Source organism: Geodermatophilus sp. SYSU D00766, assembly GCF_054049915.1.
Genome location: NZ_JBJGYI010000002.1, coordinates 53,722 through 77,756 on the forward strand (window position 1 = coordinate 53,722; position 24,035 = coordinate 77,756).

Here is a 24,035-nt window from a genome sequence, read left to right on the forward strand (position 1 = left end):
CACCGGGCGGCCCCGCGTCCCCGGTCGGCGGAGAGCACCCGTGGACGGCGGGCCGCCCACGGATGCCGCGCCACTGTAATCGAGATCACACTCTGCGGTAGGTCGTCTTTCGTGGTGGTCCGGTCGCGGACAGCGACCACGGGCGAAGGAGGGTTGCCCCCGGGTGTGACAGTGGAGGGGTGACCGCGCTCCACCCGGTCCGGCCGGCTGCTCCCCCACCCGGCCGTGAGGGCACCGCAGGGGGCGACGAGCGCCCGGGTGCCGCGCCCGGTGCCGCGGACGTGCACGGCTCGGCCGAGGGACACGGCAGCGGGCACCGGCCCGGCGAGGCACCCGGCCACCGGCCCGGCGAGGAGCCCGGGAGCCGGTCCGGCGGCCCCCTGCCCGGCTCCGAGCTGCTCGAGGAGCTGCTCGCGGACACCCCGGAGGAGGAGCACCCGGTCACCCACGTGCACCACCTGCCGGTGCGCGGGTCCCGGACGCTGCCCTGGCCGGCCTGGGTCGACCCGGGGCTGCGCGCGCGGCTCGAGGAGCAGGGCGTGACCGCGCCCTGGCGGCACCAGGTCGAGGCCGCTCAGCTCGCCCACGACGGCACCTCGGTGGTGGTCGCCACCGGCACGGCGTCCGGCAAGTCGCTGGCCTACCAGCTGCCCGCGCTGACCCGCCTGGCCGAGGACCCGCGCGCCTGCGTGCTGTACCTGGCGCCCACCAAGGCCCTGGCCCGCGACCAGCTGGCCTCGGTGGCGGCGCTCGCCGACCCGTCGGTGCGCCCGGCCACCTACGACGGCGACACCCCGGGCGAGGAGCGGGACTGGGTGCGCCGCCACTCGCGGTGGATCGTCACCAACCCGGACATGCTCCACCGCGGCGTGCTGCCCGCCCACCAGCGCTGGTCGTCGACGCTGCGCCGGCTGGCCTACGTCGTCGTCGACGAGTGCCACGCCTACCGCGGGGTGTTCGGCTCGCACGTCGGGCACGTGCTGCGCCGGCTGCGGCGCATCTGCCGCCGCTACGGCGCCGACCCGGTGTTCGTGCTGGCGTCGGCGACGGTGGCCGAGCCGGCCGCGGCCGCGACCCGGCTGGTGGGCGCGCCCGTCGTCGCGGTGACCGAGGACGGGTCGCCGCGCCCGGGTGCGACCTTCGCGCTGTGGGAGCCCCCGCTGACCGAGCGGACCGGTGAGCACGGCGCCCCGCTGCGCCGGTCGGCGGCGGCGGACGCGGCGGGGCTGCTGGCCGACCTGGTCGAGCGGGGCGCCCGGACGCTGGCCTTCGTGCGGTCGCGGCGCAGCGCCGAGTCGGTCGCCGAGCAGGCCCGCCGGCTGCTGCAGGAGCGTGGCCGCGGCGACCTGGTCCGGCGGGTGGACTCCTACCGCGGCGGCTACCTCCCCGAGGAGCGCCGGGAGCTGGAGCGGGCCCTGTCGTGCGGCGAGCTGCTCGGCGTGGCCACCACCAACGCCCTCGAGCTGGGCATCGACATCGCCGGCCTCGACGCCGTGGTGCTGGCCGGGTACCCCGGGACGCTGGCGTCTCTGTGGCAGCAGGCGGGCCGGGCCGGACGCGCCCAGCGCGAGTCGCTGGTCGTCTTCGTCGCCCGCGACGACCCGCTGGACCACTACCTGGCCCACCACCCGCGGGCGGTGTTCGGCCGCCCGGTCGAGGCCACCGTCACCGATCCGGCCAACCCCTACGTCCTCGGCCCCCAGCTGTGCTGCGCGGCGGCCGAGCTGCCCCTGACGCCCGCCGACCTGCCCGACTTCGGCGGCCCGGTCGCCGAGGCCCAGCTCGACGAACTCGTCGCGGCCGGCCGGCTGCGGCGGCGCCCGGCCGGCTGGTACTGGGCCGGGCGCGGGCGGCCCGACGTCGACATCCGCGGCAGCGGCGGCGAGCCGGTGGCGATCATCGAGGACGGGACCGGGCGGCTGCTCGGGACCGTCGACGGCGGCGCCGCGCACGCCACGGTGCACACCGGCGCGCTCTACGTGCACCGCGGCGACACGTTCGTCGTCGACGAGCTCGACCTCGACGACGCCTGCGCCGTCGTGCACGCCGAGAGCCCGGACTGGACCACCGTCGCCCGCGACGTCACCGACCTCGGCGTCGTCCGGACCGACCGGGTCCGGCGGCTGGGCACCGTCACCGCGCACACCGGCGTCGTCGACGTGACCAACCAGGTCGTGGCCTACCAGCGGCGGCGGGCCGGCACCGGTGAGGTGCTCGCCGAGTTCCCGCTCGACCTGCCCGCCCGCCAGCTGCGCACCCGCGCGGTGTGGCTGACCCTCGACGCGGACGCCGTCGCGCGCGCCGCGCTCGACGACCTGTCGCTGCCCGGCTCGCTGCACGCCGCCGAGCACGCCGCGATCGGCATCCTGCCGCTGCTGGCCACCTGCGACCGCTGGGACCTCGGCGGGCTGTCCACGGCCCTGCACCCCGACACGGGCACCGCCACGGTGTTCGTCTACGACGGGCACCCCGGCGGCGCCGGCTTCGCCGAGCGGGGGTTCGCCGCCCTGCGGCGCTGGCTGCTGGCCACCCGGGCCACCGTGGCCAGCTGCGAGTGCGAGAGCGGGTGCCCCTCCTGCGTGCAGTCGCCCAAGTGCGGCAACGGCAACGACCCGCTGGACAAGGCCGGCGCAGTGCGGGTGCTCGACGTCGTGCTGGACGAGCTGGCCGCCGCCGACGAGGCGGGCACGGGGGTGGTGGAGGTGGTTCCCGGAGGCCTCACCGCCCCCGACGGCCCCGCCGTGCCGGTCGAGGAGAGCGACGGGACCGCCGACGAGGCCGGCGACGACACCGCCGGGGACGGCGGGCGCGGTGCCCGGCCCGTCGAGGACGACCTCGTCTTCTGACCCCGCGGGGGCGTCCGGCGGGACGGGTCCGGCGCGGGCGGTGGCCCGCGCGTACCGGGTGCCCAGCGGACCCAGGCGGACGCCGACCTCGGCGGTCACCTCGACGACCGCCCCCTCCCCGACCGCGCAGCCGACCAGTGCGGCGCCGTTGCCGCGGGTGACGCCGGCGGCCACGGTGCAGGCGGCGGGGTCGCCGGTCACCGCCGCGCCGGCCGCCGCCAGCGCGGCGAGGTCGGCCGCCGTGCCGGCCCGGTGGCGGGCGACGGCCGCGGCACCGACCAGCACGGCGGCCATCCCCACGGCGGCGAGCACGCCGGCCAGCGCGACCGTCCAGACCGTCGCCGACCCCCTCTCCCCCGCCGTCACCCGGCGATCCCGGGCTCGAGCCGGGCGACCGCGCTGGCGCCGATCCCGACCCCCAGCTGCACCGGCCCCAGCGGCGCGACCTCCGCGGTGACGGTCACCCGCACCTCACCGCCGCCGACGGCGACCTCCGTCCGCGCCCCGTCGGGCGCCACCCGTGCGACGAGGGCGCGCACGACGGCCTCGTCCTCACCGCGCGCGGCGGCCCGCGCGCCCTCCCGGGCGGCGTCCACGCAGCGCACCTGCGCGCCGACCACCACGACGGCGGCGACGACCGCCGCCAGGACGAGCAGGAGCACGGGCAGCACCACGGCCGTCTCGGCGGTGACCATGCCCGCCTCGCCGTCCGCTCCGCCGTCGCCTCGCCGCGCCCGGCGGGTCAGGACAGCACCTGCAGTGCGGAGGAGACCAGGTCGCCGAGGGCGGTGACGACCGAGCCGCCGGTGACCACCCGGTAGAGGACGGCGGCGAAGGCGCAGGCGGCGACCGTGCCCACGGCGTACTCAGCCGTGCTCATGCCGGCCTCGGCGTCGGCGCGCAGCCGGGCCCAGCGCCGGGCCAGGCCGCGCGACCGCGGGAGGGCGCCGGGCGGGGCGGGGACGGTCGCGGCGGGGGCGGTCTCGGGCGTGGTGTCGGTCATCGCGGGCTCTCCTCGGGTCGGCGGCCCCGGCACGGGGCGCGGCCCGACCCTCGCCGCGGACACCGGGTCCGGCCGGGCTCCGGCCGCTCCTGTGGACGGTGCGGCGGCCTGTGGACGGCGCGGGCGGCGGTGTCGCCGGGGTCGCTTCCACTTCAGGACGGCAGGGCGACTGCCGATCCAGCCATGAGGTGGCGCTACCGCACCGCCGGGCACGATCCGGAAGGAGGATCCGTGGCGCACGGCACCGACCGTCCCGAGGGGCGCCCGCTCGTCCTCCTCGGCTACGCCCTCGCCCTGGCCGCCGCGGTCGCCCTCTTCGGGCTCGACCCGACCCTCGGTGTGATCGCCGGCGCGCTCAACGTGGTCTTCGGCGTCTACTTCTGCCGGCACCTGGGCTTCGCCGTCGCCGCGGCGCGGTGGGCCGAGCGCGACCTGCTGGCCGCCGACGTCGGCCTGGACAGCTACACGCCGCCGGTCGCCGTCCTCGTCGGGTGCAAGGACGAGGAGCTCGTCGTCGACGGCATGGTGGCCGCGCTGCTGACCCTCGACTACCCGGCCGACCGGCTCACCCTCGTCGTCGTCGACGACGGCTCGTCCGACGCGACCGGCGCGAAGCTCGACGCGTGGGCCGCCCGCGAGCCGCGGCTGCGCGTGCTGCACCGGCCTCCGGGGGCCGGCGGCGGGAAGTCCGGCGCGCTCAACGACGCGCTGGCCCTCGTCGACGCCGAGATCGTGCTCGTCTTCGACGCCGACCACGAGCCCGAGCCGACGGCGCTGCGCCGCCTGGTGCGGCACTTCCGCGACCCCGCCGTCGGCGCGGTCATGGGCCGGTGCGTCATCCGCAACGGCCAGGACTCCTCGATGGCCACCACCGTCTTCGTCGACTACCTCTCGGGCTACCTGGTCAACGAGTACGGCCGGCAGGCGCTGTTCGAGCTGCCCGCCTACGGCGGCGCCAACTGCGCCGTCCGGGCTTCCACGCTGCGGGCGCTGGGCGGCTGGAACCCCGAGACGGTCACCGAGGACACCGACCTGACCCTGCGCATCCTGCGGATGGGGCAGCGGGTCCGCTACGACGTCTCGGCCATCGACTTCGAGGAGGCGGTGGTCAGCGCCCAGCGCTTCTGGAAGCAGCGCTACCGCTGGGCCCGCGGCCACCAGAAGTGCCTGCGCGACCACTGGCGCCCGCTGATGCGCTCGCCGCACCTGTCGCCCCTGGAGAAGGTCGAGACGACGCTGTTCCTCGGCGTCTACCACGTGCCGGTCCTGGCCGGGCTGGGCCTGCTGCTCACCGTGCTGCGCGCCGCGGGCATCGGCGACCTGCCCGTCGTCGGGCTGCTGCCGCTGTCGATGCTGCTGTTCATCGGCCCGCTGGCCGAGCTCTGCGTCGGACTGCTGGTCGGCCGCGTGGAACGCCGCTCGGCGTGGCGGCTGCTGGGCTTCCTCCCCGCCTTCGCGCTGTCGATCTGGATCACCACGCGCGCCTACCTCGACGGCATGCTCGGCCGGCCCTACAGCTGGGTGAAGACCTCCCGCTCGGGCGCCACCTCCACGGTCCCGCGCGCGGCCGCCGCCCCCACCCCCGCTCCCGCCGCGGCCGCGGTCCCCGCCCGCCCGCGGTCGTTCGCACTGCTCCCGGAGGACCGGTGACCACCGCACCCGCGCTCGGCAGGCGCCGGCTCTCCCGCGGGACGACGCAGCGGTTGCTGCCCGTCCTGCTCGACCTGGCGCTGGCCGGGGTCATCTGCGTCGCCGGCTTCGCCACCCTGTCCGGGCCGCTGCAGGTGCTCGAGGCCCGCGCGGTCGCCCTGGTGCTCGGGTGGCTGGACCCCACGTGGTCCTCCGGCGTGCTGCCCGGCCACGTCCTGCTCTTCCGCGGGGACGGGGAGATCATCGACGCGGTCGTCACCGCGTCCTGCTCGTCGGTCCTGTCGGTCCTCGGGCTGGTGGCCCTGACCGCGGTCGTCCTGCGCGGCCGCCGGCTGCACGCGCTGGGCGGGCTGGTCGTCGCGGTCCTCGCCGTCGTCGTCCTCAACCACGGCCGGCTGCTGCTGTCGGCCCTGGCCGGGCTGCAGTGGGGCGACGGCGCCCTGGTCCTGTTCCACGACTGGGTCGGCACGGTGTGGAACCTGGTGGCCACCCTGGGCGGCTTCCTCGTCATGGTGTGGGTGACGCTGCCGGCCGCCGAGCGCGCCGAGCAGGACGTCGGGGGACGGCACACCGCCCGGCGTCCCGACAGCTGGGCCCGCCCGGGCCTGGGCTACCGCGCCGTCGAGGCCGAGCAGGCCCCGGCCCGCAGCCGCCGGACGACACTGACCGGGCTGCTGCACCGTCACGTCCTCCCCCGTCGGCTCTCCGCCTGGCTGGCCGCGCGCCGCGAGGCCGCCCGCGTCGACTACCGGCTCGGGCACCTCCCGGCCTCCCAGCGGGTCGAGCGCGTGCGCGAGCTGGCCGCCGACGGCCTCGGGGCGCACAGCGCCACGCTCGTGGCGGTGGCCACCTACGAGGTAGACCCGCTCGTCCTCGACGCCCTCGCCGACGCGGTCGCCGCGCGGCAGTGGGAACCGGTGACCGACCACCGGGTGGCCGCGCTCCGGCTGTGGGCCCGCGGCTGGCTGCTGGCCCGGCCGGTCAGCACCTCCCCGGTCCCGGAGGACCCTCCCGGGGACGACGGCGCCGTGGTCGCGGTCGCCCGGATCCCGGTGCCGCCGCCCGCTCCGTCCCGCGCGACCGCGCCGTCCCCCGACCGCCCCTCGCACGCCGCCGGGCCGCCGGGCCCGCCCAGCTTCGCCCGCCCGTCCGCCCCGCACCCCCCGGAGACCTCCCGGTGACCGCCACCCTGCCCAGCCGCCCGACCACCACCGTCCCCCCGGTGCCCGACGGGCCCGACGGCCGGCCCGGTGCGGCCGCGGTGCTGGTCACCGGCGCCGGGGGCCCCGCCGGGGTCGCCGTCGTCCGCCGGCTGACCGCGCTGGGGCACCGCGTGGTCGGCGTGGACGCCGACGCGACCGCCGCCGGCGCGGCGCTGGCAACCGTCGGCGCGGTCGTCCCGCGGGCCGACCACGTCCGCTTCGTCGACGCCCTGGTGGCACTGGCCACCGCGCACGGCGCCGACGCGCTCGTGGGCACCGTCGCCGAGGAGCTGCCCGCCCTGGCCGCGGGCGCCGGGCGGCTCGCGGCGGCCGGGGTGGCCACCTGGCTGCCCGACGTGACCGCCGTCGAGGTGTGCTGCGACAAGGCCGCGTTCGCCCGGGCGATGCGCGCGGCCGGCGTGCCCCACCCCGCGACCACCGACACCCCCGCCGGCCTGGTCACCGTCCCCGGCCCCTGGGTGGTCAAGCCCCGCGCCGGCCGCGGCAGCCGCGGCGTGCGGCTGCTCGACGCGCGCTCCGACGTCGTGACGGCGATGCACGAGGACCCCTCGCTCATCGCCCAGACCCGGCTGACGGGCCGCGAGTTCACCGCCGACGCGCTGGTCGGCCGGGACGGCTCGCTGGTCACCGTGGTGCCGCGGTGGCGCGACGACACCCGCGCCGGCATCTCGGTGAAGGGCACGACGTTCGACTCCGCCGAGGTGACCGCGGTGGTGGCCGCGGCGCTGGAGGCGGTGGCGCTCACCGGGCCGGCCAACGTGCAGGGCTTCGTGGCCGACGACGGGCGGGCGACCGTGGTCGAGGTCAACCCGCGCTTCTCCGGTGGGCTGCCACTGACCCTGGCCGCCGGGGCCGACGTCGTCAGCGCCTACCTGACCGGCATCCGCGACCCGCGCGCCGTGCTGCCGCACCTGTGGTTCACCCCCGGCGTCCGGATGAGCCGCTACTTCGCCGAGACGTACGCCACCGACGACGGCAGCCCGGTGGCCGACCCGTGCGCGGCGACGGCGGTGCGGGCGTGACCCGCACCCGGCACGTCCTCGTGCCCTTCGGGACCCGGCCGGAGGTGGTCAAGCTGGCGCCGGTCGTGCGGGCCCTGACCGCGGCGGGGCACCGGGTCGACGTCGTCGACACCGGCCAGCACACCGACCCCGACCTCGCCGGCCGGCTGCAGGAGTCCCTCGGGTTGTCGCCCACGTGCCGCTTCGCGCTGCCCGCCGGCGACCCGGCCGCGCGCTCCGGGACGCTGCACGCCGACGCGGCGCGCGCGGTCGCCCGGTTCCGCCCCGACCTCGTGCTCGCCCTCGGCGACACGAACACCGTCCCCGCCTACGCCCTGGCCGCGCGCGGCGCCGGGGTGCCCTTCGCCCACCTGGAGGCCGGGCTGCGCAGCCTCAACCCGCGCAGCGTGGAGGAGGTCAACCGGCGGGTGGCCGCGGCGGTCGCCGCGCTGCACCTGGCGCCCACCCGGCGCGCGGCGGCCTTCCTGGCCGCCGAGGGCGTGCCCGCGGAGCGGGTGTTCGTGGTCGGCAACCCGGTGGTCGACACGCTGGTGGCGCGGGGCGTGCGGCCGGTCCCCGTGGGGCAGCGCCACGGGGTGCTGGTCACCGCGCACCGCCCCACCAACGTCGACGACCCGGTGCGGCTCAAGCGCCTGGTGGGCGTCGTGCGGGCGCTGGCCGACGACGTGGGTCCGGTGACCTTCCCGGTGCACCCGCGCACCGCGGCGCGGCTGGCCGACTCCGGACTGGACGCCGAGCTGGAGCACCCGGCGATCACCCGCACCGGCCCGGTCGGGTACGACGCGCTGCTGGCCGCGCTCGCCTCGGCGCGGCTGGCGGTCACCGACTCCGGCGGCATCCAGGAGGAGGCGGCCTTCCTCGGCGTCCCCGTCGTCGTGCTGCGCGGCTCGACCCCACGCTGGGAGGGCGTGGAGGCCGGCACGACGACCCTGGCCGGGCTGGCCGACGACTCGGCCGCCGACGCCGTCCTCGCCGCGGCCGCCGCGCACACCAGCCCACGGGGCCAGGCGCACGCGGCCGCGCTCCCCTGCCCGTACGGCGACGGCACGACGGGCGCGCAGGTGGCCGCGCTGCTGGCTGACGAGGTGACCGACGCGCTGCTCGCCCTCGACGAGCCCGACTTCACCGACGGCTCGCTGCCGTGGTGACCGCGGCACCGGGATGGGACGGCCCGCCGCCGCTGGCGGTGGTGGTCGACCTCGACGACACGCTGTACCCGCAGGCGGCCCACCTCGCCGGCGCGGCGGCCGACGTGGGCGCCGCCGCCGCGGCCGCGGGGCTCGACGGCGCGCGGGTGCACGCCGCACTGCTGCGGGAGCTGGCCGCCGGGTCCGACCGCGGCGGGACGATCGACCGCGCGCTGCTCGCCGTGGGCGTGCCCGCCGGCGACGTGCCCGCGCTGGTCCCGCCGCTGGTGGCCGCCTTCACCGCGCACGCACCCGCCTCGCTGCCTCCCTACCCGGGCGTGGCGCGGGCCCTGGCCGACCTCGGCGCGGCGGTGCCGGTGGGCTGCCTGACCGACGGCAACCCGGCCGTGCAGGCGGCCAAGCTCGCCGCGACGGGCCTGCTGCCGCTGCTGCCGGAGGTGCTGGTCACCGACACGCTCGGCGGCCGGGCCGCCCGCAAGCCGGCGCCCGAGGGGCTGCGGGTGCTGGCCGGCCGGCTCGGGGTCCCCGCCGATCGCGTGCTCGTCATCGGGGACCGCCCGGGCAAGGACGTCGCCGTCGCGGCCGCGGTCGGAGCCCGCGCCGTCCGGGTGCGGCAGGGCGAGTACGCCGCCGCCCCCGACGAGCCGCGCGCGTGGGCCGTCACCGGTGACTTCCCGACGGCCGCCGCCCTGGCGCTGGCCGCCGTGACCGCCCCGGCCGCGGTCGCCGGCTGACCCGTCCGGTCCCCGCCCCGCCGACGCGGCGATCCGTCGTGCACGACCGGTTCTCCCCCTGACGGGGGAGGAGCCGGCCCGCCGGATGCAGGCGCCCGACGCGGCCGCCGATGCAGGGAGGGACAACGGGCGGGTGACCGCCCCGGACGGACGGGACGGCGGCCATGGACGGCGCAGGCATGCGGGGCACGGGACGCAGCGTCCTGGCCATCGGGTCGCACCCCGACGACGTCGAGCTCGGCTGCGGCGGTGCCCTGCTGGCGCACGTCGCGGCCGGCGACACGGTGACGATGCTGGTCATGACCGGCGGCGAGAACGGCCCCGGCGACGACAGCCAGGTCGCCGGCCGACGCGCCGAGCAGGAGCGGGCCGCCCGCACCATCGGCGCCACGCTGCTCTGGGGCGGCCTGCGCGACTGCGAGGTCGTCGCCGACTCCGCCGCGGTCCGCCGCATCGAGCAGGTCCTGGACGCCACGGCCGCCGACCTGGTGTACGTGCACGCCCCCGACGACAGCCACCAGGACCACCGCGCCGTCGCCGCGGCCACCCTGGGCGCTGCCCGCCGCCTGCCGCGGGTGCTGCACTACCAGAGCCCCTCGACGCTGACGTTCACGCCGACCGTGTTCGTCGACGTCACCGCCCACCTCACCGGCAAGCTGGCCGCGCTGGCCGCGCACGCCTCGCAGGTGGAGCGCTCGGCGATGGTCGAGCCGGACGCGATCGTCGCCTCCGCCCGCCACTGGGGCGCGCAGGCGCGGATCGGCTACGCCGAGGCCTTCCAGCCCACCCGGATGGTGCTCGACCTCGGCCCGGTGGGCGGCGGGGTGCCGCGGGCGGTCCCGGCCGCGTGGTCGCTGGCGCCCTCGTTCGTCCCGCACAGCGCGTCGTCGTTCGCCGCCGGCCAGCGCTGACCCCGCCCGGGACCGCGCGTCCCGGGTCACCCGAACACCTGCCCGGCGATGCCGATGACCATCGGCGCGATGCCGAGGCAGACGAAGGCCGGCAGGAAGCAGGCGCCGAGCGGCGCGAGCACCCACACGCCGGCCCGGCGCACCGCGGCCTCGGCGTCGCTGCGGGCGGCCGACCGCGCCTCGGCCGCCAGCACGTGCAGCGCGGGGACCGCCGCGGCGCCGGACTCCCCCGCCCGCACCAGCACCCGGCCCAGCCCCGCCACACCGGCCGGCGCGCCGGTCCAGGCGGCGTGCGGCGCGGCGCCCAGCCGCAGCCGCCCGGCGACCGCGCCGAGCGCGTCCCCGGAAGGTCCGGGCAGCGCCGTGGCGACCGCGCCCAGCGCACCGGCGACCGGCATCCCGGCCGCCAGGCAGACCGCCAGCAGGTCGCAGGCCACCGGCAGTTCGACTGCGCCCGCGTCGTCCGCGGATGCCGCGCGCCCGCCGCGGCGCAGGAGCCGGTCGGCCAGCACCCCGGCCAGCACGCCCAGCACCGCACCCGGCGGCCCGCCCACCAGCAGCGCCACCGCTCCCCCGACCGCCCCTGGGAGCAGGACGCGGCGCACGGCACTCCTCCGCGGCGCCGCAGCCGGAGGAGCGGGGCGGGGGCCGGTCACCGCCCGCACCCGCGCGGCCATCCGCAGCGCCGGGGAGGGCCACAGCAGCAGCGCCGCCGACAACAGGGCCAGGGCGGCGCTCACGCCGGCGCGCTCCCCGCCGCCCGGCGGACCAGCCGCCCCGACCAGGCCAGCCCGGCGGCCTCCAGGGCGACACCGGCGACGAGCAGCACCTGCCCGGCCGGGGTGGTGGTCAGCACCGCCCACGGGTCGGCGCCGATGCCGCTGCCCATCGCCAGCGCGAGCAGCGGCAGCCCGGCGAGCAGCGCCGCGCTCGCCCGGGGACCCGCCGTGGCCGACCGCAGCTCGAGCCGCTGCCGCCGACGGGCGCGCAGGTCGTCCTCGACCGCGGCGACCACGGCGGCCAGCGAGCAGCCGGTGCGCTCGCTGAGCAGCACGGCCGCGGCCACCCGCGCCAGGGCCCGGTCGAGGTCGGTGCCGGGCCCCGCCGGGACCGCCGCGGGCGCCCGCAGCGCCCGTGCGAGACCGGTCGCAAGGGTCTCGTCCCCGCAGCCGGCCAGGACCGACGCGGTGGCCGCCGCGAGCGGCCGGCCGGCGCGCAGCTCCGCGGCCACGGCGCCGAGCGCGTCGGTGAGCGCCTCGACCCGTGCCTCCTCCGCGCGGCGCGCCCGGGCCCGCGCGAGACCCCGGGCCCCGGCCGCCGCACCCGTGCCGGCGAGGACCGCGACGAGCGGCGTGCCGACCGCCGCGCCGAGCAGCGCGCCGAGCACCGCGGCGGGCAGCGGCCAGGCCGCGGGTGGTGCCGCGGTGATCCGGGCCAGGAGCGCCGGGCGCCGCCGCACCAGCCGGCGCACCCGCCGGCGGCGCTGCGCGGCCGGGCCGGGCCACAGCAGGAGCGCCGCCGCGACCAGCGCCAGTGTCGCGGTCATCCCGCGCTCCCGCCGTCGAGGAGCGCCGTCAGCCGTCCCGTACCGGGGCAGGGACCGGCGTCGGCGCGCCAGCCCGGCTCGACCACCACCCGGTCGCCGTCGCGGCGCACCACCCCGATCTCCTCGACCCGCCGCCCTCCCGGTCCGCGGCGGAGGTGGACCACGACGGCCAGCGCGGCGGCCGCCTGGCTGTGCACCGCCTGCCGGTCGAGGCCCGCCGCGACCCCGAGCGCCTCCAGCCGGGCGGGCACCTCGCCGGGGCGGTTGGCGTGCAGGGTGCCGCAGCCGCCGTCGTGACCGGTGTTGAGGGCGGCGAGCAGGTCGGTGACCTCGGCGCCCCGGACCTCGCCGACCACCAGCCGGTCGGGCCGCATCCGCAGCGCCTGGCGCACCAGGTCGCGCAGGGTCACCCGCCCGGCGCCCTCCACGTTCGCCGGTCGGGTGAGCAGCCGGACGACGTGCGGGTGGGCCGGCGCCAGCTCCGGGGCGTCCTCGCACAGCACCAGCCGCTCCCCCGGCGGCAGCTCCCCGAGCAGTGCCGCGAGCAGCGTCGTCTTGCCCGACCCGGTGCCGCCGGTGACGAGGAAGGCCAGCCGGGCCCGCAGCACCGCGCGCAGCAGGCCGGCCGACGCCCCGGGCAGCGTCCCCCGGTCGGCGAGGTCGTCGAGGCCGAGGCGCGCCCGGCGCAGCACCCGCAGCGACAGGCAGGTGCCGCCACCCGACACCGGCGGGAGCACCGCGTGCAGCCGGGTGCCGTCGGGCAGGCCGGCGTCCACCCACGGCGCGGCGTCGTCGAGGCGGCGCCCGGCGCTCGCCGCGAGCCGCACGGCCAGTCGCCGGACGGCGTCCTCGTCGGGGAAGCGCACCGGGGCGGGCTCGAGCCCGGCGCCGCGGTCGACGTAGACCGCGGCCGGGCCGTTGACCAGGACGTCGGTGACGCCCGGCTCGCGCAGCAGCGGCTCGAGCGGTCCCGCGCCGGCGAGCTCGGCCACCGCGTCGCGCACCGCGTCGAGGACCTCGGCGTCGCCGACCAGCCCGGCCTCGTCGCGGACGAGCGCGGCGACCGCGGCCCGGCTGGGCGGTCCGGGCTCCAGCGCCAGCCGGGCCCGGACCCGCTCGACCAGCGGCAGCCCGCTCACGCCGCGCGCTCCGCGCGCACGAGCTCGCCGAGCAGCGCGCGGGCGACCGACCCGAGCGGGCTGCGGGGTGTCACCGCCGGCGGCTCGCCGCGCTCGCCCCGGGCCACCGCGCCGCGGTCGTGCGCCAGCGCGGCCAGCACGGGACGGCCGGTCACCGCGGTCACCTCCGCCGTCGACAGGCCGCCGGGGACCTCGCGGACCACCAACCGGGCCGCGCCCCACGGCGCCGGCTCCCCCGGGGCGCCGGTGAGGAGCAGCCGCGCCGCCGACGCCGGGCGCAGCCGGGCCGGCACGAGCAGCACCGCCAGGTCGGCCTCGGCGAGCACCGCGGCCGCCGTCGCGTCGTCGGGGCCGGCCGGCCGGGGCAGGTCGACCACCACCGGCCGGCCGCACCCGCGGGCCGCCTCCACGACCGCCGTCACCGCCGCGGGCGGCACCGGCGCCGGGTCGTCCCGGGCGGCGGCGAGCACGGTGACGCCGGCGACCTCCGGCAGCGCGGCGAGGAGCGCCTCCCCGGCGATGCGGCCGCGGACGCCGGAGAGCGCCGGCCAGCGCAGGCCGTCGGCGTCCTCGGCGCCGAGCAGCAGGTCCAGTCCCCCGCCGCAGGCGTCGGCGTCGACGAGCAGCACGCCGCCGGCGGTGTCCGCGGCGGTCAGCGCGAGCGCGGTGGCCAGGGTGCTCGTGCCGGCCCCGCCGCAGCTGCCGCCGACCACGGCCAGCCAGCCGCGCTCGACCGGCGAGCGGACGGCGTCGGCGGCCCGGGCGGCCAGCCACGCCTCGTCGTCGGGCAGGACCGCGACCCGCTCGGCGCCGAGCTCGACCGCCGCCGCCCAGTCCTGCGGGCCGGGCACCGCCCCGGCGACGACCACCACCCCGGGGCGGCGCGGCAGCGCCCGCACCGCGGGGGCGTCGAGCGCGTCGGCGCCGAGCAGGACCAGCCCCGCGTCGCGGTGGGCGCGGCGCAGCGCGGGGCCGCCGGTGGCGACCTCGGGTTCGGTGCCGGCGGCGGCGAGCACGCGCAGGACGTCGTCGAGCAGGTCCTCGTCGGCGCTCACGACGAGCGGACGGGGCGGGGACAGGAGGGCGGGACGTCGGGCCACGCGCCGGAGCCCACCGCGCCGGGCGGCCCGGGTCACCCCCGACGAGGGACCTGTGGACGACCCGGAGGGGTGTGGACGGCGCGCGGGGAGCCGTCACCGGCCTCCGCTCCCCTTACCCTCGTGAACCGTGACCCGCGCTGCGGCGTTCTTCGACCTGGACAAGACGGTCATCGCCAAGTCCAGCACCCTGGCCTTCGGCCGGCCGTTCTTCGCCGGCGGGCTGATCAACCGCCGTGCCGTGCTCAAGGGCGCCTACGCCCAGCTGGTCTTCTCCCTCGCCGGCGCCGACGCCCAGCAGATGGAGCGGATGCGCGCCCAGATCACCCGCATGGCCACCGGCTGGGACGTCGCCACCGTGCACGAGATCGTCAGCGAGACGCTGCACGAGGTCGTCGACCCGCTGGTCTACGCCGAGGCCGCCGACCTGATCGAGTCCCACCGGGCGGCCGGCCGGGAGATCGTCATCGTCTCCAGCAGCGGTGCGGAGATGGTGGAGCCGATCGGCGAGATGCTCGGCGCCGACCGCGTGGTGGCCACCCGCATGGTGCGCGCCGACGGGCACTACACCGGCGAGATCGAGTTCTACGCCTACGGCGAGAACAAGGCCGAGGCGATGCGGCAGGTGGCCGCCGAGAGCGGCTACGACCTGGCCGACTGCCACGCCTACAGCGACTCGGTCACCGACCTGCCGATGCTGACCGCGGTCGGGCACCCGACGGCGGTCAACCCCGACCGGGCGCTGCGGCGGGTCGCCGCCGAGCGCGGCTGGCCGGTCCTGGAGTTCACCCGGCCGGTGTCGATGCGCCGCCGCTTCGCCGCGCCGCCGGTCCCGGTGGTCACCGGCGCGGCGATGGGCGTCGGTGCGGCCGTGGGCCTGGCCTGGTACGCGCGGCGGCGGGCGCTGCGCGTGGTCTCCGCCGCGGCCGCGGTGGCCCCGGCGGTGGCGAACGGCGGCCGCCGGCACCGCCACGGCGCCTAGATGAGTAAGTCCGAACCCGATCAGTGGTCGTAGGCGATCAGGGATCGGGTGATCGGCTGTCCGGTGGCGCGGTTGTGCCAGATGGCGGCGGTGAGCGCCAGCAGCCGCTGAGCGACGCGAGTGGCCACCCCGGTCAGGCTGCGACCGCCGTGTAGTTCCAGGTCGAGTTGGCCTTTGAGGGTGTCGTAGACCGACTCGATCAGCTGCCGGATCGGCGCGAGCAGCGCCTGTCCGGGCCGGGGCGCGCGGTTGCGGTAGGAGGGCCGCAGCAGGTCCGCGCCGCGGGCGTGCAGGTAGTCGTCGAGCTCGGCGGAGACATAGCCCTTGTCCGCGATCAGCAGCAGCCCCGGCCGGGCGGCGAGCAGGTCGGCGTCGGCGTCGAGCACGCACAGCAGCACCTGGCGCTCGTCGATCGTCGGGGTGGCCAGTGCCCAGGTGATCGGCAGCCCGGCCGGCGTGCAGATCAGGTGCAGCCGCAGTCCCCAGAACCAGCGCGAATGGGACGGGCAGTAGCCGTAGCCGGCGATGCCGGCCAGGTCCGAGCGGGCCACGGTCGGCCGGGAGCGGGCGCACTCGACCGCCGTGGAGTCGACCAGCCACACCGGGTCGGCCCACAGGTCGGTGTCGGCGGCGAGCTCCCGGATCAGGCGCTTGAGCAGCGGCAACGCTGCGCGCAGCCGCTTGTTGTAGCCCGACTGGCCGGGCAGGTAGGGAAAGGCGCCGGGCAGCGCGGCGGGCACCAGCCGCAGCCAGCGGGCCTCGGAGGGCACGCCGAGCAGCGCTTGGGCCACGGCCAGGGTGAGCAGCTCGGAGTCGGTCAGCCGCGGGCGGCGTCCGGCGCGCACACGAGGGCTCAGGTGGTCGTCGATGCGGACGTAGAGTGCGGTCAGGAGGGTGTTGAGGTCGGTCGTCACAACCCGAGCCTGAACACCCTCCGCCCGCGTCTACAGCGCCCTTCGACCCTCCCGGCCGTTCGGACTTACTCGTCTAGGTCCGGGCGCCCAGCCGCTCCCGGACGCCGTCGGCGAGCGTGCGCACCGCCGACACGGGGGTGAACGCCCGCGCCGCCGCGGTCAGCGCCGCCACCTCGTCCGCACGCAGCTCCAGCTCGCCCGCCGCCGCGTTGGCCTCCACCTGCTCCACGCTCGAGGCGCCGGGGATGACCACGACCTGCGGCAGCGAGACCAGCCACGCCAGCGCCACCGTCCCGGGCCGCACCCCGTGGGCGTCGGCGACCTGGCGCAGCGCGTCGAGCAGCGGCTGCGCGCGGCGCAGGTTCTCGGTGCCGAACAGCGGGTTGGCCGCGCGCACCCCGCCCGGGCGGTGGTCGGGTCCGTACCGGCCGCCGAGCAGGCCCTGCGCCAGCGGGCTGTAGGCGATGACCAGCCGCCCCTCGCGCTCGGCGAAGGGCACCAGGTCCTCCAGCGGGGCGGGCCGGGCGAGGGAGAAGTGCACCTGGTTGCTGATGACCGGCCGGCCCAGCGCCGCGTCGGCGGACCGCCAGCGCCGCAGCGAGTAGTTGGAGACGCCGACGGCGCCGATGCGGCCCTCGTCGAGGAGGGTGCGCAGGGCGGGCATCGGCACGCTGTCGGGGACCACCGGGTTGGGCTGGTGCACCTGGTAGAGCGGCACCCGGTGCAGGCCGAGCCGGCGGGCGCTGCCCTCGAGCCGGTGGCGCACCACCGGCGGGAACGGCGCCACGGGGAGCAGCTTGGTGGCGACGACGACGTCGGAGCGCTGGTCGCCCAGGGCCTCGCCGAGGATCCGCTCGCTGCGGCCGAAGCCGTAGACCTCGGCGGTGTCGAAGAGGGTCACGCCCAGCTCGAGCGCGCGGCGCACGATCCGGCGGGCCGCACCGGCGGCGTAGCCCTCGCCGTAGCCCCACTCCCGGGAGCCGAACTGCCAGGTGCCCAGCCCGATCCGGCTGACGCGGCCGAGCCCGTCGACGTCCAGGGAGCGCATGGCGCCACTGTCCCCCGGGCTGCGACGGGGCGCAGGAGGAGCCGGGAGCGCCGGGAGGGCTCAGCCGCGCAGGATCGCCTCGGCGATGGCCAGGCCCTCGCGGGCACCGAGCTCGGTGGCCCGGCAGCAGTGCACCAGCCAGGCGGCCACGCCCTCGGGGGTGCCCGCGGCGTAGCCGGCCAGCCGGTCGCGGTAGGCCTCGGTGCCGAGCTCGAGGAAGCCGACCTCGGGCACCGACACCGCCTTGGGGTCCAGGCCCCGGCCGATGGTGGTGAGCCGGCCGGCGGCGCGGGCGACGACGCCGTCGGCGGTGCCGAAGGGCGCCAGGGCGGCGAGCTCGCCGTGGACCAGCCCGGCGACCAGCACCGCCGGCACGGCCGAGGTGCCGGTGACCAGCTGGAACAGCCCGCCCAGGCGCGGGCCGGCGTGCGGTGCGGGGCGGCCGAGGTCGGCGCGGTCGGCGAGGTCGGCTGCGGCCAGCACGTGCAGCCGGGCGAGCACCTGCCCGGGCGCCCGCGACCAGGTGTCGACCATGGCGCCCAGCCCGACCGAGACGCGCAGCGAGCCCTGCACGACCGGGTCGGCCACCGAGCCCGCGCGCAGGTCGGCCAGGGCGACCTCGACCCCGTCGAGCGCGGCCGAGGCGCGGGCACCCCGGAGCGCGGACTCGCTGCTGACCTCCGCCGACCGGTTGCGCATGAGCCGGTGCGCCAGCAGCCGGTCGATGCCGCCGCGGGCGGCGTCGGCGGCCTCGCGGACGCCGGGCAGGTCGAGCAGCGGCGCGAGCGGGTCGGGGCCGGCAGGCCGGGCGGCTGCGCGGGCGGCACCGGGACGGACGGGGATGGTCACGTCCCGACGGTACGAGCACCGGCGCGGGGGTCCTCGGTCGCCTGTCCTACGCTCGGCGACCACCATGGCCCGCCCGCTCACCCTCCTCCTCGTCCGCCACGGCCAGAGCGAGTGGAACGCCGCCGGGCTTCTGCAGGGACAGACCGCGCACGTGCCGCTGACCGCCCTCGGGCACGAGCAGGCCGCCGGCGCCGCCCGCGAGCTGGCCGCGCTGCGACCCGGGGCGATGCTGTCGAGCGACCTGCGCCGCGCGGTGCAGACCGCCGAGCACTGCGCCCGCGCCACCGGGCTGCCGTTCAGCACCACCCCGGCGCTGCGCGAGCAGGCCTACGGCGTCCTGGAGGGGCGGCCGTCGCGGGAGCTGTGGGACGTCGTCGACTGGACCGATCCGCACTGGTCGGCCGAGGGCGGCGAGAGCCTGGCGCAGCTGCACGCCCGGGTCGCGGCCCTCCTGGCCGGGCTGACCGCACGCCCACCGGCCGACGTCGTCGCGCTGGTCACCCACGGGGACACCATCCGGGCGGCACAGGCCGTCGTCGCCGGACGGGGCCCCGACGGGATGCCGGCGGTGACCCCGCACAACGGCACGGTCACCCGGCTGGAGCTCACGACGGCGGCCGCCTGATGGCGCGGGTGCTGGTGCTGGGAGGGTCGCGGTCGGGCAAGTCGGCGCACGCGGAGTCGCTGGTGACCGGCCGCCCCGACGTCGTCTACCTCGCCACCTCGGTGCCGGTCGCCGACGACGCGGAGTGGGCCGCCCGGGTGGCCGCGCACCGCGCGCGGCGGCCGGCCGGCTGGACGACGCTGGAGACCACGGCGCCCAGCGACCTGCTGCGCGGCGGGACGGTGCTGGTCGACAGCGTGACCACCTGGGTGGCCGCGCTGATGGACGAGACGGGCGTGTGGGCCGAGGAGGCGGGCGCGCTCGACCGGCTGGCCGGGCGGGTCGACGCCCTGGTCAACGCCTGGGCGATGACGCCGGCGCACGTGGTGGCCGTCAGCGACGAGGTCGGACTCGGGGTGGTGCCGGAGTCCCGCGCGGGCCGGCTGTTCCGCGACACCCTCGGCGAGGTGAACCAGCGGCTGGCCGGCACCGCCGACGAGGTGTGGTTCGTGGTCGCCGGGCTGCCGCAGCGGCTGCGGTGAGCGGGCGGGGGGCAGACGGGCGGCGCGCCCGGTGGGCCGGTCCGCTGGAGTCGGCCGCGCTCCTCACCGCGCTGCGCGTGCCCGCCGCCGGGACGACGTCGACCCGCGGCGTGCTGCCGTGGGCGCCGCTGGTCGGGCTCGTGCTGGGCGGGGTGGCGGCCGGGGTGGGCGTCGCCGGCACGCGCCTGGTGTCCGCGCTCGCCGGGGCGGTGCTGGCGCTGGCGGTGCTGGCCTGGCTCACCCGGGCGCTGCACCTCGACGGGCTGGCCGACACCGCCGACGGGCTGGGCCCGCTGCGCGGGCGGGAGCGGGCGCTGCAGGTCATGCACCAGGGCGACGTCGGCCCGTTCGGCGTGGTGACCCTGGTGCTGACGCTGCTGCTGCAGGCCGCCGCGGCCGCGGCGCTGCTCGGCTGCCGGGGCGGCTGGGTGGCGCTCTGGACGGCGGTCGTGGTGGCGCGGCTGGCGATGGCGCGCACCGGGCTCCCGCGGGTCCCCGTCGCCGGCGGCTCGGCGCTGGGCCGGGCGGTGGCCGGCACCGTCTCGCTGCCGTGGCTGGCCGGGTGGACGGTGCTGGTCCTCGGCGGTGCCGCGGCGGCGGGCTGGGCCGTGGCGGGCGCGGCGGCCGGGGCGGCGCTCGCGGGTGCGGCGGCGACCGGACTGCTGGCGGCCGAGCTCGTCCGCCTCCGCGCGACGGCGCGCCTCGGCGGCGTCACCGGGGACGTGATGGGGGCGATGGGCGAGGCGGCGGCGACCGTCGTGCTGCTGGTCGCCGCCGCCTCGGTGTCCTAGCGGTGTGGTGCCCGCCCGCCGGCCGGCGGCGGCCGGGCGGTGGTCAGCGCCGGCCGGTGAGCGAGCCGAGCAGGCGGCCCAGCCCGCCGGAGGCCGCGGTGGTCGGTGCGCCCCGGCCGAAGCGGCGGGTCGGGGTGCCGGTCGCCATGCGGGTGCGGCCCATGCCGCGGCCGGTCGACACGGCGCGGCCGGCCGCCGTGCCCCGGCCGCCCATCCCGCGTCCGGTGGTGCGGCCCGCGGCGGCGCGGCCGCCGGCGGCCCCGCGACGAGCCGTGGTCTCAGCAGTTCCCAGGAGTCGGTTCAGGATGCCCATGCCGCAGGCGTACCCCGTGATCCGGAACGCGAACCGGCAGTTCGGCCCGCCTCAGGCCGGTGCGCCGGACTGCGCCGGGGTCTCCCCGCCCTCGAGGTCGCCCTCGGTGTCGAGGTAGGCCTGCCGCAGCTCGGCCAGCACCGCGGGGTCCGGCTCGGCCCACATGCCGCGGTCGACCGCCTCGAGCAGCCGCTCGGCGATGCCGTGCAGCGCCCACGGGTTGGACCGCTCCATGAACGCGCGGTTCTCCGGGTCGAGCACATAGGTCTCGGTGAGCTTCTCGTACATCCAGTCGGCGACCACTCCGGTCGTGGCGTCGTAGCCGAACAGGTAGTCGACCGTGGCGGCCAGCTCGAAGGCGCCCTTGTAGCCGTGCCGGCGCATCGCCGACAGCCACTTCGGGTTGACCACCCGCGCCCGGAACACCCGCGAGGTCTCCTCGGTCAGCGACCGGGTGCGCACCTGCTCGGGCCGGGTGGAGTCGCCGATGTACGCCCGCGGCGCGGAGCCGGTCAGCGCTCGGACGGTCGCCACCATCCCGCCGTGGTACTGGAAGTAGTCGTCGGAGTCGGCGATGTCGTGCTCGCGGGTGTCGACGTTCTTCGCCGCCACCGCGATCCGCCGGTAGGCCGCCTCCATGTCCGGGCGGGCCTGCACGCCGTCGAGGTCGCGGCCGTAGGCGTAGCCGCCCCACACCGCGTACACCTCGGCGAGGTCGGCGTCGCCGCGCCAGTCCCGCGAGTCGATCAGCGACAGCAGCCCCGCCCCGTAGGCGCCCGGCTTGGAGCCGAACACCCGGGTGGTGGCCCGCCGCCGGTCGCCGTGCCCGGCGACGTCGGCCTCGACGTGGGCGCGCACGAAGTTGTCCTCCGGGGACTCCGCGTCCAGCCCCGCCACCAGGGTCACCGCGTCGTCGAGCATGGTCACCACGTGCGGGAAGGCGTCCCGGAAGAAGCCGGAGATGCGCACCGTGACGTCGATCCGCGGCCGGCCGAGCTCCTCCAGCGGCACCGCCTCCAGCGAGGTCACCCGCCGCGAGGCGTCGTCCCACACCGGGCGGACGCCGAGCAGCGCGAGCACCTCGGCGACGTCGTCGCCGGAGGTCCGCATCGCCGAGGTGCCCCACACCGACAGGCCCACCGACCGCGGCCACTCCCCCGTGTCGGCCCGGTAGCGCTCCAGCAGCGAGTCGGCCATCGCCTGCCCGGTCTCCCACGCCAGCCGCGACGGGACCGCCCGTGGGTCGACGGAGTAGAAGTTGCGCCCGGTCGGCAGCACGTTGACCAGCCCGCGCAGCGGCGAGCCCGAGGGCCCGGCCGGCACGTAGCCGCCGTCGAGGGCGTGCAGGGTGGCGTCGAGCTCGTCGGTGGTGCGCTCCAGCCGGGGCACGAGCTCGTCGACGGCGAACCGCAGCACCTCGGCGACCCGGGAGTCCTCGCGCCCGAGCACCTCCCGGACGACGTCGTCGACGGCGGTGGCCGCCCAGCCGGCGTCCTCCATGCCCGACACCAGCGCGGCCGCCTGCGCCTCGACGGCGTCGGTGGCGCGCAGCCCCGCCGACCCGTCCTCGGCCAGGCCCAGCGCCTCCCGCAGCCCGGGCAGCGCCACCGAGCCGCCCCAGATCTGCCGGGCCCGCAGCACCGCCAGCACCAGGTCGACCCGGTCCTGCCCCGACGGCGGGACGCCGAGGACGTGCAGGCCGTCGCGGATCTGGGAGTCCTTGATCTCGCAGAGCCAGCCGTCGACGTGCAGGATCATCTCGTCGAAGTGCTCGTCGGCCGGGCGCTCGTTCAACCCCAGGTCGGAGTCGAGCTTGGCGGCCTGCAGCAGCGTCCAGATCTGCGCCCGCACCGCCGGCAGCTTCGCCGGGTCCATCGCCGCGACGTTGGCGTGCTCGTCGAGCAGCTGCTCCAGCCGCGCGATGTCGCCGTAGGAGTCCGCGCGCGCCATGGGCGGCACCATGTGGTCGACCAGCGTGGCGTGGGCCCGCCGCTTGGCCTGCGAGCCCTCGCCGGGGTCGTTGACCAGGAACGGGTAGACCAGCGGCAGGTCGCCGATCGCGGCGTCGGGCCCGCACGAGGCCGACAGCCCCACGGTCTTGCCCGGCAGCCACTCCAGGTTGCCGTGCTTGCCGACGTGCACCAGCGCGTGCGCGCCGAACTCCGACCGCAGCCACCGGTAGGCGGCCAGGTAGTGGTGCGAGGGCGGCAGGTCGGGGTCGTGGTAGATCGCGATCGGGTTCTCGCCGAAGCCGCGCGGCGGCTGCACCATCACGACGACGTTGCCGGCCCGCAGCGCGGCGAACACGATGTCGCCCCCGTCCACGAACAGCGACCCCGGCGGCTCGCCCCAGTGCGCCACCATCGCCTCGCGCAGGTCCGCGGGCAGGGTGTCGAAGAAGCGCCGGTACTCCGCGGCCGGGATGCGCACCGGGTTGCCCGACAGCTGCTCCTCGGTCAGCCAGTCCGCGTCCTGCCCGCCGGCGGCGACGAGCGCGTGGACCAGCGCGTCGCCGTCGAGGTCGGCCACGCCGGGCAGCGCGTCGGGGCCGTCGAACGGGCCGACGTCGTAGCCCTGCCCGTGCATGGCGGCCAGCAGCCGCACCACCGAGGCCGGGGTGTCCAGGCCGACGGCGTTGCCGATCCGCGCGTGCTTGGTCGGGTAGGCGCTGAGCATCACCACGATGCGGCGGTCCCGGGGCGCCACCGACCGCAGCCGGGCGTGCGCCACCGCCGTCCCCGCCACCCGGGCCGCCCGCTCGGGGTCGGCGACGTAGCGGGTCAGGCCGTCGTCGTCGGTCTCCTTGAAGGAGAACGGCACGCTGATCAGCCGCCCGTCGAACTCCGGGATCGCGACCTGGTTGCCCACGTCGAGCGGGGACAGGCCGTCGTCGTCGGCCAGCCAGTCCGCGCGCGAGCGGGTCAGGCACAGCCCCTGCACGACCGGCACGTCGAGCGCGGCGAGCCGGCCGACGTCCCACGCGCCGTCGTCCTCGCCGGCCGACGCGGTGGCCGGCCGCGAGCCGCCGGCGGCGAGCACCGTGACGACGAGCGCGTCGGCGGTGCGCAGCACGTCGAGCAGGTCGTCGGGGACGCTGCGCAGCGAGCTCACGAACACCGGCAGCGCCTGCCCGCCGGCGTCCTCGACGGCGCGGCAGAGGTCCTCGACGAACGCGGTGTTCCCGGCCAGGTGGTGGGCCCGGTAGTAGAGGACGGCGACCCGCGGGCCGGCCGAGGTCCGGGCGGCGCGCTCCAGCACCCCCCAGTCGGGGGCGACCGACGGCGGGGCGAAGCCCTCGCCGGTGAGCAGCACCGTGTCCGAGAGGAACCGGTGCAGCTGCACGAGGTTGTCCGGCCCGCCCTGCGCGAGGTAGCCGTGGGCCTCGGTGGCCACGCCCATCGGGACGGTGGACAGCTCCATCAGCTCGGCGTCGGGCACCTGCTCCCCGCCGAGGACGACGACCGGTGCGGGACCGGCCAGCAGGGGGCGGAGCATCTCCTCGTACTGCCGGCGGACGCCGAGGATGCGGACGACGACGAGGTCGGCGCCCTCGGTCAGCGCCGCGATGCCGTCGGTCCCCAGCCGGACCGGGTTGCCCGGGCGCCAGTCGGCACCGCTGGCGCGGGCGGAGAGCAGGTCGGTGTCGCTCGTGGAGAGCAGGACGAACACGCGG

General features: G+C 78.2%; 22 protein-coding genes and 1 pseudogene. 11 read left to right on the forward strand and 12 right to left on the reverse strand.

Going from position 1 to position 24,035, the window contains the following annotated elements; genetic code table 11:
* The first annotated feature begins 179 nt into the window (after nt 1–179).
* Nucleotides 180–2,846, forward strand: coding sequence for a DEAD/DEAH box helicase (locus ACI8AD_RS02170; protein ID WP_456868922.1), 2,667 nt, complete (start codon nt 180–182; stop codon nt 2,844–2,846).
* 36 nt (nt 2,847–2,882) lie between these two features.
* Here ACI8AD_RS02170 and ACI8AD_RS02175 read toward each other — a convergent pair.
* The 3 genes and pseudogenes from ACI8AD_RS02175 to ACI8AD_RS02185 all read right to left on the reverse strand — a co-directional run.
* Nucleotides 2,883–3,212, reverse strand: a pseudogene (locus tag ACI8AD_RS02175) (Rv3654c family TadE-like protein); the annotation flags it as partial.
* Nucleotides 3,209–3,541 (reverse strand): TadE family type IV pilus minor pilin, encoded by a 333-nt coding sequence (locus tag ACI8AD_RS02180; protein ID WP_456868923.1) that lies wholly within the window; start codon nt 3,539–3,541, stop codon nt 3,209–3,211. The gene ACI8AD_RS02180 and the pseudogene ACI8AD_RS02175, both read right to left, overlap by 4 nt.
* A 47-nt stretch (nt 3,542–3,588) precedes the next feature.
* Nucleotides 3,589–3,849, reverse strand: coding sequence for a DUF4244 domain-containing protein (locus ACI8AD_RS02185; protein ID WP_456868924.1), 261 nt, complete (start codon nt 3,847–3,849; stop codon nt 3,589–3,591).
* Nucleotides 3,850–4,080: 231 nt separating this feature from the next.
* On the opposite strand from ACI8AD_RS02185, the gene ACI8AD_RS02190 reads away from it, so the two are divergent.
* The 6 genes from ACI8AD_RS02190 to ACI8AD_RS02215 all read left to right on the forward strand — a co-directional run bounded on the left by ACI8AD_RS02190 (nt 4,081) and on the right by ACI8AD_RS02215 (nt 10,537).
* Nucleotides 4,081–5,499: a glycosyltransferase gene (locus tag ACI8AD_RS02190; RefSeq protein ID WP_456868925.1), complete on the forward strand. Its 1,419-nt coding sequence runs from the start codon at nt 4,081–4,083 to the stop codon at nt 5,497–5,499.
* Nucleotides 5,496–6,680, forward strand: a complete 1,185-nt coding sequence (locus ACI8AD_RS02195) for a hypothetical protein (RefSeq protein ID WP_456868926.1) — start codon at nt 5,496–5,498, stop codon at nt 6,678–6,680. Before ACI8AD_RS02190 ends, ACI8AD_RS02195 begins: the two co-directional genes overlap by 4 nt.
* Nucleotides 6,677–7,744, forward strand: a complete 1,068-nt coding sequence (locus ACI8AD_RS02200) for an ATP-grasp domain-containing protein (RefSeq protein ID WP_456868927.1) — start codon at nt 6,677–6,679, stop codon at nt 7,742–7,744. Before ACI8AD_RS02195 ends, ACI8AD_RS02200 begins: the two co-directional genes overlap by 4 nt.
* Nucleotides 7,741–8,892, forward strand: coding sequence for a non-hydrolyzing UDP-N-acetylglucosamine 2-epimerase (gene wecB, locus ACI8AD_RS02205; RefSeq protein WP_456868928.1), 1,152 nt, complete (start codon nt 7,741–7,743; stop codon nt 8,890–8,892). Before ACI8AD_RS02200 ends, wecB begins: the two co-directional genes overlap by 4 nt.
* Nucleotides 8,889–9,626, forward strand: coding sequence for an HAD family hydrolase (locus tag ACI8AD_RS02210; RefSeq protein ID WP_456868929.1), 738 nt, complete (start codon nt 8,889–8,891; stop codon nt 9,624–9,626). Before wecB ends, ACI8AD_RS02210 begins: the two co-directional genes overlap by 4 nt.
* A 164-nt stretch (nt 9,627–9,790) precedes the next feature.
* Entirely contained in the window at nt 9,791–10,537 is a 747-nt protein-coding gene (locus ACI8AD_RS02215) for a PIG-L deacetylase family protein (protein WP_456868930.1), read from the forward strand.
* Between the two features lie 26 nt (nt 10,538–10,563).
* Here the strand turns inward: ACI8AD_RS02215 and ACI8AD_RS02220 are convergent, their stop codons facing one another.
* The 4 genes from ACI8AD_RS02220 to ssd are packed head-to-tail and all read right to left on the reverse strand — an operon-like array spanning nt 10,564 to nt 14,277.
* A complete protein-coding gene (locus ACI8AD_RS02220; RefSeq protein WP_456868931.1) occupies nt 10,564–11,277 on the reverse strand; it encodes a type II secretion system F family protein in 714 nt (237 codons plus the stop codon).
* On the reverse strand, nt 11,274–12,083 hold the full coding sequence (locus tag ACI8AD_RS02225; RefSeq protein WP_456868932.1) for a type II secretion system F family protein: 810 nt from the start codon (nt 12,081–12,083) through the stop codon (nt 11,274–11,276). The genes ACI8AD_RS02220 and ACI8AD_RS02225 overlap by 4 nt, the downstream gene beginning before the upstream one ends.
* Nucleotides 12,080–13,222, reverse strand: a complete 1,143-nt coding sequence (locus ACI8AD_RS02230; RefSeq protein ID WP_456868933.1) for a TadA family conjugal transfer-associated ATPase — start codon at nt 13,220–13,222, stop codon at nt 12,080–12,082. The genes ACI8AD_RS02225 and ACI8AD_RS02230 overlap by 4 nt, the downstream gene beginning before the upstream one ends.
* Nucleotides 13,219–14,277 carry a septum site-determining protein Ssd gene (gene ssd, locus ACI8AD_RS02235; RefSeq protein WP_456868934.1) on the reverse strand — a complete coding sequence of 353 codons (1,059 nt, stop codon included), beginning with the start codon at nt 14,275–14,277 and terminating at the stop codon, nt 13,219–13,221. Before ssd ends, ACI8AD_RS02230 begins: the two co-directional genes overlap by 4 nt.
* A gap of 172 nt (nt 14,278–14,449) precedes the next feature.
* Between ssd and ACI8AD_RS02240 the strand changes: the two genes are divergently transcribed.
* Entirely contained in the window at nt 14,450–15,301 is an 852-nt protein-coding gene (locus ACI8AD_RS02240; RefSeq protein ID WP_456868935.1) for an HAD family hydrolase, read from the forward strand.
* 20 nt (nt 15,302–15,321) lie between these two features.
* Here ACI8AD_RS02240 and ACI8AD_RS02245 read toward each other — a convergent pair whose 3' ends face one another.
* The 3 genes from ACI8AD_RS02245 to ACI8AD_RS02255 all read right to left on the reverse strand — a co-directional run bounded on the left by ACI8AD_RS02245 (nt 15,322) and on the right by ACI8AD_RS02255 (nt 18,112).
* Nucleotides 15,322–16,215, reverse strand: coding sequence for an IS982 family transposase (locus ACI8AD_RS02245; RefSeq protein ID WP_456868936.1), 894 nt, complete (start codon nt 16,213–16,215; stop codon nt 15,322–15,324).
* A 73-nt stretch (nt 16,216–16,288) separates the two neighbouring features.
* Nucleotides 16,289–17,263 carry an aldo/keto reductase gene (locus tag ACI8AD_RS02250; protein ID WP_456868937.1) on the reverse strand — a complete coding sequence of 325 codons (975 nt, stop codon included), beginning with the start codon at nt 17,261–17,263 and terminating at the stop codon, nt 16,289–16,291.
* A gap of 60 nt (nt 17,264–17,323) precedes the next feature.
* Nucleotides 17,324–18,112 carry an oxidoreductase gene (locus tag ACI8AD_RS02255; RefSeq protein ID WP_456868938.1) on the reverse strand — a complete coding sequence of 263 codons (789 nt, stop codon included), beginning with the start codon at nt 18,110–18,112 and terminating at the stop codon, nt 17,324–17,326.
* 64 nt (nt 18,113–18,176) lie between these two features.
* On the opposite strand from ACI8AD_RS02255, the gene ACI8AD_RS02260 reads away from it, so the two are divergent.
* From ACI8AD_RS02260 to ACI8AD_RS02270, 3 genes are read left to right on the forward strand one after another with little or no spacing between them, the layout of a single operon-like run.
* Nucleotides 18,177–18,737: a histidine phosphatase family protein gene (locus tag ACI8AD_RS02260; RefSeq protein WP_456868939.1), complete on the forward strand. Its 561-nt coding sequence runs from the start codon at nt 18,177–18,179 to the stop codon at nt 18,735–18,737.
* On the forward strand, nt 18,737–19,258 hold the full coding sequence (cobU, locus tag ACI8AD_RS02265) for a bifunctional adenosylcobinamide kinase/adenosylcobinamide-phosphate guanylyltransferase (protein ID WP_456868940.1): 522 nt from the start codon (nt 18,737–18,739) through the stop codon (nt 19,256–19,258). Before ACI8AD_RS02260 ends, cobU begins: the two co-directional genes overlap by 1 nt.
* Nucleotides 19,255–20,049, forward strand: coding sequence for an adenosylcobinamide-GDP ribazoletransferase (locus ACI8AD_RS02270; protein ID WP_456868941.1), 795 nt, complete (start codon nt 19,255–19,257; stop codon nt 20,047–20,049). The genes cobU and ACI8AD_RS02270 overlap by 4 nt, the downstream gene beginning before the upstream one ends.
* A 43-nt stretch (nt 20,050–20,092) precedes the next feature.
* Here the strand turns inward: ACI8AD_RS02270 and ACI8AD_RS02275 are convergent, their stop codons facing one another.
* Both ACI8AD_RS02275 and cobN read right to left on the reverse strand, forming a co-directional pair.
* Nucleotides 20,093–20,263: a hypothetical protein gene (locus ACI8AD_RS02275; RefSeq protein ID WP_456868942.1), complete on the reverse strand. Its 171-nt coding sequence runs from the start codon at nt 20,261–20,263 to the stop codon at nt 20,093–20,095.
* Between the two features lie 150 nt (nt 20,264–20,413).
* Nucleotides 20,414–24,031, reverse strand: coding sequence for a cobaltochelatase subunit CobN (gene cobN, locus ACI8AD_RS02280; protein WP_456868943.1), 3,618 nt, complete (start codon nt 24,029–24,031; stop codon nt 20,414–20,416).
* Nucleotides 24,032–24,035 lie beyond the last annotated feature (4 nt).